A 14,330-nucleotide genomic window follows, 5' to 3' on the forward strand; every position below is an offset into this window, starting at 1 on the left:
TATTCGACTGGGCAAATCGCAGTTTGAATGCATTAACTCGATTACCCCAAGGCATTTTTGGTGCATGAAATTGGTCTATAAGCAGCTATTCCAATGGCCGATAATCCGAAATTTGGTCCTAACGCTCAAACTCCTGAGCAGCGGGCTTACGTGCTTCAGCAAATCAAAGCCGCCAATCCGCAATTAGTGCGCAACGCCACTCCTTACGCCCATCGGCTCTACGGCCGATACATCGCGGGCGAACTGAGCTGGGACGAGGTCTGTCAATTGCGCGATGCCCCGCAGGTGGTACCAGGCATCCATGCTCCGATTTAAGCAAGGGCTAATCTACTGTTGAGCTCACGCAGGTATTTGGTACCTTGCCTGCTTATCAGCTAGCGGGTCATCAATGCGTATTTCCCCGTTTTATTCGCCCTACCGGGGCATTGGATTGGAGGATGCGTGGCACGATGACAACGAATGCCCGATTGGCAAAAGCATTGCGATTAGGGACCGAATCGCCGGAAAAGGTCCCATTGATAAGCGGTGCCGATACTGTGAATTACTCGATAGACCACTTCTGTGCAAAAAGAGGGGAACACGTCCGAGCGAGTAATTTGCCCGTTCCGGGCATAGGTTTTCAGGCATGCCACGCCGCATTGTCTGCTTTGAAAAGCCTTAAAAAGCCCGTCTCAAACTGAGAAAATATGCCAAATTAGGACAGACAATGCGGCGTGGCATGCCTGAAAACCTAACGGTAGAACGACAAAGCCCCGTGCAGCAGAGGGCGAACCTTCAACGCGGCACGGGGCTTTCAGACGATGCGTCTGTGGGCTGTTCTATTCCTGGCCGGTTGCTCCTCAGCAGAGCCGGTTGCGCTTCAAACAGCCCTCAAATTTAGCTCGTTTTTCCCTTTTGTTGAGTGAAAAAGAAACTGTGGGTGTTATTAAACAAATAGGGGAAAACCTCCGGCTTGAAAGCCCAACAGGACCGCGCAGGAGGTGGAACCGGAACTTTCGGTCAGGGAAGAAAGGGAGACGGCAAACGCCTCTAAGTCCCTGCTACCCCAGCGTTCACGGCCGGTTGATTAAATACGCCCCGCCCACCAGCAGGGCGACCCCGACAAGTTTGGAAACCGACCAGGCGCTCCGCTCCAGGCCCAGCCACCCGGCCTGGTCGAGCAGCAGGGCCGTCACCAACTGGCCGGCCACGACCAGGGCAAACAAGTTGGCGGCCCCCACGCGCTTCAGCGACCAGGTGATGGTCAACACGTACCCCACGCCCAGGAGGCCGCCGGTCCAGCCGTACCACGGCACCCGGGCCAGGGCGGGCAGGGCCAGCGGCGGGGCCTGGGTGAGCAGCAGCAATACCCCGGCGACCACGCTGCCGCCCAGGTAGGAGATGAGCACGGCCCACAGCACATGCGGCACGGCGGTTTTGAGTTGGCTATTCACGGCTGACTGTAGCGTAATCGCTGCGCCGGCCAGGACCAATAATCCCAGGAGCAGGTATTTCATAGGAGGATTTGCCAACATCCACGGCCGTCAGGTAACGGCTTGGCTTTTTATTGAGGTACCAGTAAGGTACTATCAAATGATAATGTGAGGAATGGATGGCACCAGCGCCAGAACAAACGTTCGTTTTTACTGTCCTTTTTCGATGGCCTTAAGGGACGTGTAAAACCATCGTTCCTCGCTACTCTTACGCCGCATTCATACCTTACTGGCAGCATTCAACCTGCTTAGCTTCCGAGTCGGAGGTTTTCCCCTATTTGTTTAACAACACCCAACTGTCAAGAAAACTGTCAATTGTTGACAGTTTTCTTGACAGTTTCTTTTTCAGGCCACTTTTCTCCCCTATTGCCCCTATAGCTGGGTACTCTTGGCCATCTCGCGTAGTTGCTCCAAGCTGGGATTGAATGGTAGGGCAAGCTGGCCGGGGTTTTTGTCCTGTATCTGCTTGCGGACGTAGCTTTTGGCAAACGTCACACGGCTGCCGTTGAATATCACCAGGGGGTTCACAAAGTAGATTAGCGGGTCCGTGCTACGGGCTATCAGACCAGCTCCTATCAGCTCAGCTAAGCCGCTCGTAACAAGCCCCCTGCTCTTGTAAAGAGTGAATTTCATGCACTCCGACGCTGAGAAGTAGAACTCATCTCGACCTGCGCGGAGCTGGCGGAGAACATAGGTAAACACCCGGATGCCACGTGGGCTAAGCTCCCAAAAGTTGAGTAGACCGCTCAGGAAGACTTTTGCAAACTGTTCCTCGTCTACTTCCACTTCTCTAACAAACAGGCTTTCAGCTACTTTCTCGCCATTATTGTCGATTACCCAATACTTATTTTCCCCATTGCTGGTCTTCGGGGGCTTAATAGCTTGACGCTTTTTTGTGGTGCTAATCTCTAAAACGGCCTTCTCTGAAAACGGATTGTTCTCATTTTCAGGGTAGTCCGTCAATTTTCTGTACCAAGTCGTCATAGCCTTTTAAGTTTTTGCTGGGCAAACTTAATCAATGTGTTTAAAAAAACACGCCACTTTTAAAACCATTCACTTTAAGCTTTAAAACACCTCGTTGCAGAAAGGGTAGTGAATTTTTAAAAATGATTAGCCGCTATCACGGAAAAGTACAAACAGCATGTTTTAAGGTTTAAAACAGGTGTTTTAAATCTTAAAACAGACCCCCCTTGATTATCAGTTAGTTATGGCACTTGACTCTTAACTCTTACAAGACACCCCCCGCAATGCAATTGCGGGAGGGTGGCTTGGCCTTGCGTTTGGCGGTCAGTCCATGCTTATACCTCCCCCTCTGTTCTGACCTTTGCTCTGCTCTTGGTCGCGTTGCGCGGTGCGTTGCACAGCCTGGTCGTAAGCCTCCTTCATCGACACCCCGCCTGGCTTCAACTCGGCCAGTTCGAACCGGCTGCCGGTGGCTGTGTGGCGCAACTCGCCCTGTTTGGTGGTCGCGTCCTCCCGGTAGGTGTACCCAGGGAGCTTTTTTAGTTGCTCGGTCAGGTCGCCCGCTTGGCGAATAGGGGCCTTTAGGGCCTGCTGAACGTGTTTTTCGGCTTCAGCCTGCATACTGGAGCGAATCTGTTGGCCGTACGCCAGCACTTTCGCCGGCAACGTCTCGCCCTGGACCGCGAGCACGGCCGCTCGTTTGAATCCCCCCTCGAACAGCTCCCGCCGGCCGATTTCCTTCGTTTTGGTGCCCTCCACGCTCGCCAACTGCCGGGCAAGGGTCTTTTCCCGGTCTTTGGCCCCGGCGCTGTCCTGGGCGATGCTAGCCGCCTTGCTGGCCCGCTCGTTGACCGCGGCGAGCTGCCGGGCCAGCTCCGCGTTCAGCCGGGCCTCCTGCTCGGCCCGCCACTTGCTCAGGTTGACCAGGTCCAGTCCGCTCGGCCCCTCAATGCTCAGGCGCGTGGCCGGCTCTGGCTTGGTCAGCGTGGCCAGCTCGCCCCGGCTCCGCTCCTGGGCCCCGTAGACGTGGCGCATGACCTCGTGTTTGGCGCGGCTGTGCTCGACCCCTCGCTCCATCCCGAATGGCTTCATGGCCTCGGCGTATTCGGTTTGCAGGGCGCGCAGGGTCTTCGGATTGAACACGTCCTTAGCCGACAAGCGGCCGTCAGCCGTGAGGGGCACGACCACGGCGTGAAAGTGGGGCGTTAGCTCGTCCTGGTGCAGGGTGCAGCTCACCACGTTTTGCTCCCCAAACTTGCCCTTCAAAAATGCAATATTGGCCTCGGCCCATTGGCTGCCGTGCCAGTCGTGCGGGCTCCCATCGGCCTGGCGCTTGAACGCCTCCGGGCTGGCGGTCAGCAGCACCTCCACCCCGCGCACCGAATCCGGCCGGATTTTGGCCCCGGCCTCCTGAATGCGCTCGGTGGCCAGCTCCCAATAATTGCGCTCGGCCGTGTTGATGTACTCCCGGTTGAGGGGCTTGCGCTCGGTGTCAGCGTTGGGCGTTTCGCGCTGCCGGTAGTTGTGCGCGGTCTTGGCCGCACCCGCCTGGGCGGTCTTAATCTTGGCAACTCGGCAAATGGCGTAGGGCATGGGGCGGTGGGGAAAGGGGCTAGATACTGCGTAGGGCCGGCTGCAAGCCCCACACCGGACGCAGTCCGGTATAGTGGGTTATACCGTTGTTTTTCTTGCGCGGTTTTGGGCCGATTATTTACGCTACTCACTTACGCTAACGGGTCCTTTTCAGGGTATATGATGGGCAAAACTTACGCTTGTCACTTACGTTAATACCTTTATTTACTGGCTTTGACTGGCTTGATTCTACGCTGAAAAGCATTCGTTGCCTGCTCGTCGTTGTACTGGATACGTTCGACAATAGAGTTGTTTCCTACCCGCGCCCACCCCTGCACCAACGCCCGCAGCCCCGCCAGCTCTGCCTCTACCGGCAAGCCTTCAACCTGCCGTAAAGTGTCATTTGCAGTCCGGCCTACCGCCACCACAATGCCAGCCAAATAGCTCTCGTCGGCAGTCGGCGGATTCGGCCAAGCCTCCCCCTTCTTCACGAGCTGGTGCTGCACCACTCGGCACGAGGTTGAGCAGAATTTGCCCCCTCGACGCTTCGGCTCATAGTCCTTTCCACACTTTTGGCACTGTGCTATCATAGAATAAAAGTACAAATATGAGCTTTATATAAGTACGGTCTTTGCCCCAAACCAATCTATAATCTTTTGTATATTCGACTGGGCAAATCGCAGTTTGAATGCATTAACTCGATTACCCCAAGGCATTTTTGGTGCATGAAATTGGTCTATAAGCAGCTATTCCAATGGCCGATAATCCGAAATTTGGTCCTAACGCTCAAACTCCTGAGCAGCGGGCTTACGTGCTTCAGCAAATCAAAGCCGCCAATCCGCAATTAGTGCGCAACGCCACTCCTTACGCCCATCGGCTCTACGGCCGATACATCGCGGGCGAACTGAGCTGGGACGAGGTCTGTCAATTGCGCGATGCCCCGCAGGTGGTACCAGGCATCCATGCTCCGATTTAAGCAAGGGCTAATCTACTGTTGAGCTCACGCAGGTATTTGGTACCTTGCCTGCTTATCAGGCTAGCGGGTCATCAATGCGTATTTCCCCGTTTTATTCGCCCTACCGGGGCATTGGATTGGAGGATGCGTGGCACGATGACAACGAATGCCCGATTGGCAAAAGCATTGCGATTAGGGACCGAATCGCCGGAAAAGGTCCCATTGATAAGCGGTGCCGATACTGTGAATTACTCGATAGACCACTTCTGTGCAAAAAGAGGGGAACACGTCCGAGCGAGTAATTTGCCCGTTCCGGGCATAGGTTTTCAGGCATGCCACGCCGCATTGTCTGCTTTGAAAAGCCTTAAAAAGCCCGTCTCAAACTGAGAAAATATGCCAAATTAGGACAGACAATGCGGCGTGGCATGCCTGAAAACCTAACGGTAGAACGACAAAGCCCCGTGCAGCAGAGGGCGAACCTTCAACGCGGCACGGGGCTTTCAGACGATGCGTCTGTGGGCTGTTCTATTCCTGGCCGGTTGCTCCTCAGCAGAGCCGGTTGCGCTTCAAACAGCCCTCAAATTTAGCTCGTTTTTCCCTTTTGTTGAGTGAAAAAGAAACTGTGGGTGTTATTAAACAAATAGGGGAAAACCTCCGGCTTGAAAGCCCAACAGGACCGCGCAGGAGGTGGAACCGGAACTTTCGGTCAGGGAAGAAAGGGGAGACGGCAAACGCCTCTAAGTCCCTGCTACCCCAGCGTTCACGGCCGGTTGATTAAATACGCCCCGCCCACCAGCAGGGCGACCCCGACAAGTTTGGAAACCGACCAGGCGCTCCGCTCCAGGCCCAGCCACCCGGCCTGGTCGAGCAGCAGGGCCGTCACCAACTGGCCGGCCACGACCAGGGCAAACAAGTTGGCGGCCCCCACGCGCTTCAGCGACCAGGTGATGGTCAACACGTACCCCACGCCCAGGAGGCCGCCGGTCCAGCCGTACCACGGCACCCGGGCCAGGGCGGGCAGGGCCAGCGGCGGGGCCTGGGTGAGCAGCAGCAATACCCCGGCGACCACGCTGCCGCCCAGGTAGGAGATGAGCACGGCCCACAGCACATGCGGCACGGCGGTTTTGAGTTGGCTATTCACGGCTGACTGTAGCGTAATCGCTGCGCCGGCCAGGACCAATAATCCCAGGAGCAGGTATTTCATAGGAGGATTTGCCAACATCCACGGCCGTCAGGTAACGGCTTGGCTTTTTATTGAGGTACCAGTAAGGTACTATCAAATGATAATGTGAGGAATGGATGGCACCAGCGCCAGAACAAACGTTCGTTTTTACTGTCCTTTTTCGATGGCCTTAAGGGACGTGTAAAACCATCGTTCCTCGCTACTCTTACGCCGCATTCATACCTTACTGGCAGCATTCAACCTGCTTAGCTTCCGAGTCGGAGGTTTTCCCCTATTTGTTTAACAACACCCAACTGTCAAGAAAACTGTCAATTGTTGACAGTTTTCTTGACAGTTTCTTTTTCAGGCCACTTTTCTCCCCTATTGCCCCTATAGCTGGGTACTCTTGGCCATCTCGCGTAGTTGCTCCAAGCTGGGATTGAATGGTAGGGCAAGCTGGCCGGGGTTTTTGTCCTGTATCTGCTTGCGGACGTAGCTTTTGGCAAACGTCACACGGCTGCCGTTGAATATCACCAGGGGGTTCACAAAGTAGATTAGCGGGTCCGTGCTACGGGCTATCAGACCAGCTCCTATCAGCTCAGCTAAGCCGCTCGTAACAAGCCCCCTGCTCTTGTAAAGAGTGAATTTCATGCACTCCGACGCTGAGAAGTAGAACTCATCTCGACCTGCGCGGAGCTGGCGGAGAACATAGGTAAACACCCGGATGCCACGTGGGCTAAGCTCCCAAAAGTTGAGTAGACCGCTCAGGAAGACTTTTGCAAACTGTTCCTCGTCTACTTCCACTTCTCTAACAAACAGGCTTTCAGCTACTTTCTCGCCATTATTGTCGATTACCCAATACTTATTTTCCCCATTGCTGGTCTTCGGGGGCTTAATAGCTTGACGCTTTTTTGTGGTGCTAATCTCTAAAACGGCCTTCTCTGAAAACGGATTGTTCTCATTTTCAGGGTAGTCCGTCAATTTTCTGTACCAAGTCGTCATAGCCTTTTAAGTTTTTGCTGGGCAAACTTAATCAATGTGTTTAAAAAAACACGCCACTTTTAAAACCATTCACTTTAAGCTTTAAAACACCTCGTTGCAGAAAGGGTAGTGAATTTTTAAAAATGATTAGCCGCTATCACGGAAAAGTACAAACAGCATGTTTTAAGGTTTAAAACAGGTGTTTTAAATCTTAAAACAGACCCCCCTTGATTATCAGTTAGTTATGGCACTTGACTCTTAACTCTTACAAGACACCCCCCGCAATGCAATTGCGGGAGGGTGGCTTGGCCTTGCGTTTGGCGGTCAGTCCATGCTTATACCTCCCCTCTGTTCTGACCTTTGCTCTGCTCTTGGTCGCGTTGCGCGGTGCGTTGCACAGCCTGGTCGTAAGCCTCCTTCATCGACACCCCGCCTGGCTTCAACTCGGCCAGTTCGAACCGGCTGCCGGTGGCTGTGTGGCGCAACTCGCCCTGTTTGGTGGTCGCGTCCTCCCGGTAGGTGTACCCAGGGAGCTTTTTTAGTTGCTCGGTCAGGTCGCCCGCTTGGCGAATAGGGGCCTTTAGGGCCTGCTGAACGTGTTTTTCGGCTTCAGCCTGCATACTGGAGCGAATCTGTTGGCCGTACGCCAGCACTTTCGCCGGCAACGTCTCGCCCTGGACCGCGAGCACGGCCGCTCGTTTGAATCCCCCCTCGAACAGCTCCCGCCGGCCGATTTCCTTCGTTTTGGTGCCCTCCACGCTCGCCAACTGCCGGGCAAGGGTCTTTTCCCGGTCTTTGGCCCCGGCGCTGTCCTGGGCGATGCTAGCCGCCTTGCTGGCCCGCTCGTTGACCGCGGCGAGCTGCCGGGCCAGCTCCGCGTTCAGCCGGGCCTCCTGCTCGGCCCGCCACTTGCTCAGGTTGACCAGGTCCAGTCCGCTCGGCCCCTCAATGCTCAGGCGCGTGGCCGGCTCTGGCTTGGTCAGCGTGGCCAGCTCGCCCCGGCTCCGCTCCTGGGCCCCGTAGACGTGGCGCATGACCTCGTGTTTGGCGCGGCTGTGCTCGACCCCTCGCTCCATCCCGAATGGCTTCATGGCCTCGGCGTATTCGGTTTGCAGGGCGCGCAGGGTCTTCGGATTGAACACGTCCTTAGCCGACAAGCGGCCGTCAGCCGTGAGGGGCACGACCACGGCGTGAAAGTGGGGCGTTAGCTCGTCCTGGTGCAGGGTGCAGCTCACCACGTTTTGCTCCCCAAACTTGCCCTTCAAAAATGCAATATTGGCCTCGGCCCATTGGCTGCCGTGCCAGTCGTGCGGGCTCCCATCGGCCTGGCGCTTGAACGCCTCCGGGCTGGCGGTCAGCAGCACCTCCACCCCGCGCACCGAATCCGGCCGGATTTTGGCCCCGGCCTCCTGAATGCGCTCGGTGGCCAGCTCCCAATAATTGCGCTCGGCCGTGTTGATGTACTCCCGGTTGAGGGGCTTGCGCTCGGTGTCAGCGTTGGGCGTTTCGCGCTGCCGGTAGTTGTGCGCGGTCTTGGCCGCACCCGCCTGGGCGGTCTTAATCTTGGCAACTCGGCAAATGGCGTAGGGCATGGGGCGGTGGGGAAAGGGGCTAGATACTGCGTAGGGCCGGCTGCAAGCCACACCGGACGCAGTCCGGTATAGTGGGTTATACCGTTGTTTTTCTTGCGCGGTTTTGGGCCGATTATTTACGCTACTCACTTACGCTAACGGGTCCTTTTCAGGGTATATGATGGGCAAAACTTACGCTTGTCACTTACGTTAATACCTTTATTTACTGGCTTTGACTGGCTTGATTCTACGCTGAAAAGCATTCGTTGCCTGCTCGTCGTTGTACTGGATACGTTCGACAATAGAGTTGTTTCCTACCCGCGCCCACCCCTGCACCAACGCCCGCAGCCCCGCCAGCTCTGCCTCTACCGGCAAGCCTTCAACCTGCCGTAAAGTGTCATTTGCAGTCCGGCCTACCGCCACCACAATGCCAGCCAAATAGCTCTCGTCGGCAGTCGGCGGATTCGGCCAAGCCTCCCCCTTCTTCACGAGCTGGTGCTGCACCACTCGGCACGAGGTTGAGCAGAATTTGCCCCTCGACGCTTCGGCTCATAGTCCTTTCCACACTTTTGGCACTGTGCTATCATAGAATAAAAGTACAAATATGAGCTTTATATAAGTACGGTCTTTGCCCCAAACCAATCTATAATCTTTTGTATATTCGACTGGGCAAATCGCAGTTTGAATGCATTAACTCGATTACCCCAAGGCATTTTTGGTGCATGAAATTGGTCTATAAGCAGCTATTCCAATGGCCGATAATCCGAAATTTGGTCCTAACGCTCAAACTCCTGAGCAGCGGGCTTACGTGCTTCAGCAAATCAAAGCCGCCAATCCGCAATTAGTGCGCAACGCCACTCCTTACGCCCATCGGCTCTACGGCCGATACATCGCGGGCGAACTGAGCTGGGACGAGGTCTGTCAATTGCGCGATGCCCCGCAGGTGGTACCAGGCATCCATGCTCCGATTTAAGCAAGGGCTAATCTACTGTTGAGCTCACGCAGGTATTTGGTACCTTGCCTGCTTATCAGGCTAGCGGGTCATCAATGCGTATTTCCCCGTTTTATTCGCCCTACCGGGGCATTGGATTGGAGGATGCGTGGCACGATGACAACGAATGCCCGATTGGCAAAAGCATTGCGATTAGGGACCGAATCGCCGGAAAAGGTCCCATTGATAAGCGGTGCCGATACTGTGAATTACTCGATAGACCACTTCTGTGCAAAAAGAGGGGAACACGTCCGAGCGAGTAATTTGCCCGTTCCGGGCATAGGTTTTCAGGCATGCCACGCCGCATTGTCTGCTTTGAAAAGCCTTAAAAAGCCCGTCTCAAACTGAGAAAATATGCCAAATTAGGACAGACAATGCGGCGTGGCATGCCTGAAAACCTAACGGTAGAACGACAAAGCCCCGTGCAGCAGAGGGCGAACCTTCAACGCGGCACGGGGCTTTCAGACGATGCGTCTGTGGGCTGTTCTATTCCTGGCCGGTTGCTCCTCAGCAGAGCCGGTTGCGCTTCAAACAGCCCTCAAATTTAGCTCGTTTTTCCCTTTTGTTGAGTGAAAAAGAAACTGTGGGTGTTATTAAACAAATAGGGAAAACCTCCGGCTTGAAAGCCCAACAGGACCGCGCAGGAGGTGGAACCGGAACTTTCGGTCAGGGAAGAAAGGGGAGACGGCAAACGCCTCTAAGTCCCTGCTACCCCAGCGTTCACGGCCGGTTGATTAAATACGCCCCGCCCACCAGCAGGGCGACCCCGACAAGTTTGGAAACCGACCAGGCGCTCCGCTCCAGGCCCAGCCACCCGGCCTGGTCGAGCAGCAGGGCCGTCACCAACTGGCCGGCCACGACCAGGGCAAACAAGTTGGCGGCCCCCACGCGCTTCAGCGACCAGGTGATGGTCAACACGTACCCCACGCCCAGGAGGCCGCCGGTCCAGCCGTACCACGGCACCCGGGCCAGGGCGGGCAGGGCCAGCGGCGGGGCCTGGGTGAGCAGCAGCAATACCCCGGCGACCACGCTGCCGCCCAGGTAGGAGATGAGCACGGCCCACAGCACATGCGGCACGGCGGTTTTGAGTTGGCTATTCACGGCTGACTGTAGCGTAATCGCTGCGCCGGCCAGGACCAATAATCCCAGGAGCAGGTATTTCATAGGAGGATTTGCCAACATCCACGGCCGTCAGGTAACGGCTTGGCTTTTTATTGAGGTACCAGTAAGGTACTATCAAATGATAATGTGAGGAATGGATGGCACCAGCGCCAGAACAAACGTTCGTTTTTACTGTCCTTTTTCGATGGCCTTAAGGGACGTGTAAAACCATCGTTCCTCGCTACTCTTACGCCGCATTCATACCTTACTGGCAGCATTCAACCTGCTTAGCTTCCGAGTCGGAGGTTTTCCCCTATTTGTTTAACAACACCCAACTGTCAAGAAAACTGTCAATTGTTGACAGTTTTCTTGACAGTTTCTTTTCAGGCCACTTTTCTCCCTATTGCCCCTATAGCTGGGTACTCTTGGCCATCTCGCGTAGTTGCTCCAAGCTGGGATTGAATGGTAGGGCAAGCTGGCCGGGGTTTTTGTCCTGTATCTGCTTGCGGACGTAGCTTTTGGCAAACGTCACACGGCTGCCGTTGAATATCACCAGGGGGTTCACAAAGTAGATTAGCGGGTCCGTGCTACGGGCTATCAGACCAGCTCCTATCAGCTCAGCTAAGCCGCTCGTAACAAGCCCCCTGCTCTTGTAAAGAGTGAATTTCATGCACTCCGACGCTGAGAAGTAGAACTCATCTCGACCTGCGCGGAGCTGGCGGAGAACATAGGTAAACACCCGGATGCCACGTGGGCTAAGCTCCCAAAAGTTGAGTAGACCGCTCAGGAAGACTTTTGCAAACTGTTCCTCGTCTACTTCCACTTCTCTAACAAACAGGCTTTCAGCTACTTTCTCGCCATTATTGTCGATTACCCAATACTTATTTTCCCCATTGCTGGTCTTCGGGGGCTTAATAGCTTGACGCTTTTTTGTGGTGCTAATCTCTAAAACGGCCTTCTCTGAAAACGGATTGTTCTCATTTTCAGGGTAGTCCGTCAATTTTCTGTACCAAGTCGTCATAGCCTTTTAAGTTTTTGCTGGGCAAACTTAATCAATGTGTTTAAAAAAACACGCCACTTTTAAAACCATTCACTTTAAGCTTTAAAACACCTCGTTGCAGAAAGGGTAGTGAATTTTTAAAAATGATTAGCCGCTATCACGGAAAAGTACAAACAGCATGTTTTAAGGTTTAAAACAGGTGTTTTAAATCTTAAAACAGACCCCCCTTGATTATCAGTTAGTTATGGCACTTGACTCTTAACTCTTACAAGACACCCCCCGCAATGCAATTGCGGGAGGGTGGCTTGGCCTTGCGTTTGGCGGTCAGTCCATGCTTATACCTCCCCTCTGTTCTGACCTTTGCTCTGCTCTTGGTCGCGTTGCGCGGTGCGTTGCACAGCCTGGTCGTAAGCCTCCTTCATCGACACCCCGCCTGGCTTCAACTCGGCCAGTTCGAACCGGCTGCCGGTGGCTGTGTGGCGCAACTCGCCCTGTTTGGTGGTCGCGTCCTCCCGGTAGGTGTACCCAGGGAGCTTTTTTAGTTGCTCGGTCAGGTCGCCCGCTTGGCGAATAGGGGCCTTTAGGGCCTGCTGAACGTGTTTTTCGGCTTCAGCCTGCATACTGGAGCGAATCTGTTGGCCGTACGCCAGCACTTTCGCCGGCAACGTCTCGCCCTGGACCGCGAGCACGGCCGCTCGTTTGAATCCCCCCTCGAACAGCTCCCGCCGGCCGATTTCCTTCGTTTTGGTGCCCTCCACGCTCGCCAACTGCCGGGCAAGGGTCTTTTCCCGGTCTTTGGCCCCGGCGCTGTCCTGGGCGATGCTAGCCGCCTTGCTGGCCCGCTCGTTGACCGCGGCGAGCTGCCGGGCCAGCTCCGCGTTCAGCCGGGCCTCCTGCTCGGCCCGCCACTTGCTCAGGTTGACCAGGTCCAGTCCGCTCGGCCCCTCAATGCTCAGGCGCGTGGCCGGCTCTGGCTTGGTCAGCGTGGCCAGCTCGCCCCGGCTCCGCTCCTGGGCCCCGTAGACGTGGCGCATGACCTCGTGTTTGGCGCGGCTGTGCTCGACCCTCGCTCCATCCCGAATGGCTTCATGGCCTCGGCGTATTCGGTTTGCAGGGCGCGCAGGGTCTTCGGATTGAACACGTCCTTAGCCGACAAGCGGCCGTCAGCCGTGAGGGGCACGACCACGGCGTGAAAGTGGGGCGTTAGCTCGTCCTGGTGCAGGGTGCAGCTCACCACGTTTTGCTCCCCAAACTTGCCCTTCAAAAATGCAATATTGGCCTCGGCCCATTGGCTGCCGTGCCAGTCGTGCGGGCTCCCATCGGCCTGGCGCTTGAACGCCTCCGGGCTGGCGGTCAGCAGCACCTCCACCCCGCGCACCGAATCCGGCCGGATTTTGGCCCCGGCCTCCTGAATGCGCTCGGTGGCCAGCTCCCAATAATTGCGCTCGGCCGTGTTGATGTACTCCCGGTTGAGGGGCTTGCGCTCGGTGTCAGCGTTGGGCGTTTCGCGCTGCCGGTAGTTGTGCGCGGTCTTGGCCGCACCCGCCTGGGCGGTCTTAATCTTGGCAACTCGGCAAATGGCGTAGGGCATGGGGCGGTGGGAAAGGGCTAGATACTGCGTAGGGCCGGCTGCAAGCCTTCACCGGACGCAGTCCGGTATAGTGGGTTATACCGTTGTTTTTCTTGCGCGGTTTTGGGCCGATTATTTACGCTACTCACTTACGCTAACGGGTCCTTTTCAGGGTATATGATGGGCAAAACTTACGCTTGTCACTTACGTTAATACCTTTATTTACTGGCTTTGACTGGCTTGATTCTACGCTGAAAAGCATTCGTTGCCTGCTCGTCGTTGTACTGGATACGTTCGACAATAGAGTTGTTTCCTACCCGCGCCCACCCCTGCACCAACGCCCGCAGCCCCGCCAGCTCTGCCTCTACCGGCAAGCCTTCAACCTGCCGTAAAGTGTCATTTGCAGTCCGGCCTACCGCCACCACAATGCCAGCCAAATAGCTCTCGTCGGCAGTCAGCGGATTCGGCCAAGCCTCCCCTTCTTCACGAGCTGGTGCTGCACCACTCGGCACGAGGTTGAGCAGAATTTGCCCCCTCGACGCTTCGGCTCATAGTCCTTTCCACACTTTTGGCACTGTGCTATCATAGAATAAAAGTACAAATATGAGCTTTATATAAGTACGGTCTTTGCCCCAAACCAATCTATAATCTTTTGTATATTCGACTGGGCAAATCGCAGTTTGAATGCATTAACTCGATTACCCCAAGGCATTTTTGGTGCATGAAATTGGTCTATAAGCAGCTATTCCAATGGCCGATAATCGAAATTTGGTCCTAACGCTCAAACTCCTGAGCAGCGGGCTTACGTGCTTCAGCAAATCAAAGCCGCCAATCCGCAATTAGTGCGCAACGCCACTCCTACGCCCATCGGCTCTACGGCCGATACATCGCGGGCGAACTGAGCTGGGACGAGGTCTGTCAATTGCGCGATGCCCCGCAGGTGGTACCAGGCATCCATGCTCCGATTTAAGCAAGGGCTAATCTACTGTTGA

16 protein-coding genes are annotated in these 14,330 nt (G+C 55.3%); 3 read left to right on the forward strand and 13 right to left on the reverse strand.

Annotation, left to right across the window (positions count from 1 at the left end; translation table 11 throughout):
• The first annotated feature begins 93 nt into the window (after positions 1-93).
• On the forward strand, positions 94-315 hold the full coding sequence (locus ACN19L_RS25285; RefSeq protein WP_426491530.1) for a hypothetical protein: 222 nt from the start codon (positions 94-96) through the stop codon (positions 313-315).
• Between the two features lie 737 nt (positions 316-1,052).
• Here the strand turns inward: ACN19L_RS25285 and ACN19L_RS25290 are convergent.
• The 4 genes from ACN19L_RS25290 to ACN19L_RS25305 all read right to left on the reverse strand — a co-directional run bounded on the left by ACN19L_RS25290 (position 1,053) and on the right by ACN19L_RS25305 (position 4,513).
• Positions 1,053-1,496, reverse strand: a complete 444-nt coding sequence (locus ACN19L_RS25290) for a DMT family transporter (protein ID WP_179225632.1) — start codon at positions 1,494-1,496, stop codon at positions 1,053-1,055.
• Positions 1,497-1,844: 348 nt separating this feature from the next.
• On the reverse strand, positions 1,845-2,456 hold the full coding sequence (locus tag ACN19L_RS25295) for a RepA protein (protein WP_283567001.1): 612 nt from the start codon (positions 2,454-2,456) through the stop codon (positions 1,845-1,847).
• Between the two features lie 303 nt (positions 2,457-2,759).
• Positions 2,760-4,028, reverse strand: a complete 1,269-nt coding sequence (gene mobV / locus ACN19L_RS25300) for a MobV family relaxase (RefSeq protein WP_426491531.1) — start codon at positions 4,026-4,028, stop codon at positions 2,760-2,762.
• 200 nt (positions 4,029-4,228) lie between these two features.
• A complete protein-coding gene (locus tag ACN19L_RS25305) occupies positions 4,229-4,513 on the reverse strand; it encodes a hypothetical protein (protein ID WP_426491532.1) in 285 nt (94 codons plus the stop codon).
• Between the two features lie 248 nt (positions 4,514-4,761).
• On the opposite strand from ACN19L_RS25305, the gene ACN19L_RS25310 reads away from it, so the two are divergent.
• Complete coding sequence (locus tag ACN19L_RS25310; protein ID WP_426491530.1) at positions 4,762-4,983, forward strand: hypothetical protein; 222 nt, start codon at positions 4,762-4,764, stop codon at positions 4,981-4,983.
• A gap of 739 nt (positions 4,984-5,722) precedes the next feature.
• Here the strand turns inward: ACN19L_RS25310 and ACN19L_RS25315 are convergent.
• The 4 genes from ACN19L_RS25315 to ACN19L_RS25330 form a co-directional block, all read right to left on the reverse strand.
• Positions 5,723-6,166 (reverse strand): DMT family transporter, encoded by a 444-nt coding sequence (locus ACN19L_RS25315; RefSeq protein WP_179225632.1) that lies wholly within the window; start codon positions 6,164-6,166, stop codon positions 5,723-5,725.
• Between the two features lie 348 nt (positions 6,167-6,514).
• Entirely contained in the window at positions 6,515-7,126 is a 612-nt protein-coding gene (locus ACN19L_RS25320; protein WP_283567001.1) for a RepA protein, read from the reverse strand.
• Between the two features lie 314 nt (positions 7,127-7,440).
• A complete protein-coding gene (gene mobV / locus ACN19L_RS25325; protein WP_426491533.1) occupies positions 7,441-8,697 on the reverse strand; it encodes a MobV family relaxase in 1,257 nt (418 codons plus the stop codon).
• 198 nt (positions 8,698-8,895) lie between these two features.
• Positions 8,896-9,180, reverse strand: a complete 285-nt coding sequence (locus ACN19L_RS25330) for a hypothetical protein (RefSeq protein WP_426491532.1) — start codon at positions 9,178-9,180, stop codon at positions 8,896-8,898.
• Between the two features lie 247 nt (positions 9,181-9,427).
• Between ACN19L_RS25330 and ACN19L_RS25335 the strand changes: the two genes are divergently transcribed.
• On the forward strand, positions 9,428-9,649 hold the full coding sequence (locus ACN19L_RS25335; RefSeq protein WP_426491530.1) for a hypothetical protein: 222 nt from the start codon (positions 9,428-9,430) through the stop codon (positions 9,647-9,649).
• A 738-nt stretch (positions 9,650-10,387) separates the two neighbouring features.
• Here the strand turns inward: ACN19L_RS25335 and ACN19L_RS25340 are convergent.
• The 5 genes from ACN19L_RS25340 to ACN19L_RS25360 all read right to left on the reverse strand — a co-directional run bounded on the left by ACN19L_RS25340 (position 10,388) and on the right by ACN19L_RS25360 (position 13,850).
• The gene (locus tag ACN19L_RS25340) at positions 10,388-10,831 is read right to left on the reverse strand and encodes a DMT family transporter (protein WP_179225632.1); all 444 of its coding nucleotides are present in this window, start codon (positions 10,829-10,831) and stop codon (positions 10,388-10,390) included.
• A 346-nt stretch (positions 10,832-11,177) separates the two neighbouring features.
• A complete protein-coding gene (locus tag ACN19L_RS25345) occupies positions 11,178-11,789 on the reverse strand; it encodes a RepA protein (RefSeq protein ID WP_283567001.1) in 612 nt (203 codons plus the stop codon).
• A 314-nt stretch (positions 11,790-12,103) separates the two neighbouring features.
• Positions 12,104-12,802 carry a hypothetical protein gene (locus tag ACN19L_RS25350; RefSeq protein WP_426491534.1) on the reverse strand — a complete coding sequence of 233 codons (699 nt, stop codon included), beginning with the start codon at positions 12,800-12,802 and terminating at the stop codon, positions 12,104-12,106.
• Positions 12,748-13,359, reverse strand: a complete 612-nt coding sequence (gene mobV / locus ACN19L_RS25355; RefSeq protein ID WP_426491535.1) for a MobV family relaxase — start codon at positions 13,357-13,359, stop codon at positions 12,748-12,750. Before mobV (ACN19L_RS25355) ends, ACN19L_RS25350 begins: the two co-directional genes overlap by 55 nt.
• Positions 13,360-13,556: 197 nt before the next feature.
• Entirely contained in the window at positions 13,557-13,850 is a 294-nt protein-coding gene (locus ACN19L_RS25360) for a hypothetical protein (protein WP_426491536.1), read from the reverse strand.
• Positions 13,851-14,330 lie beyond the last annotated feature (480 nt).

Source organism: Hymenobacter sp. 102 (assembly GCF_049949205.1).
Classification (GTDB): Bacteria; Bacteroidota; Bacteroidia; order Cytophagales; family Hymenobacteraceae; genus Hymenobacter.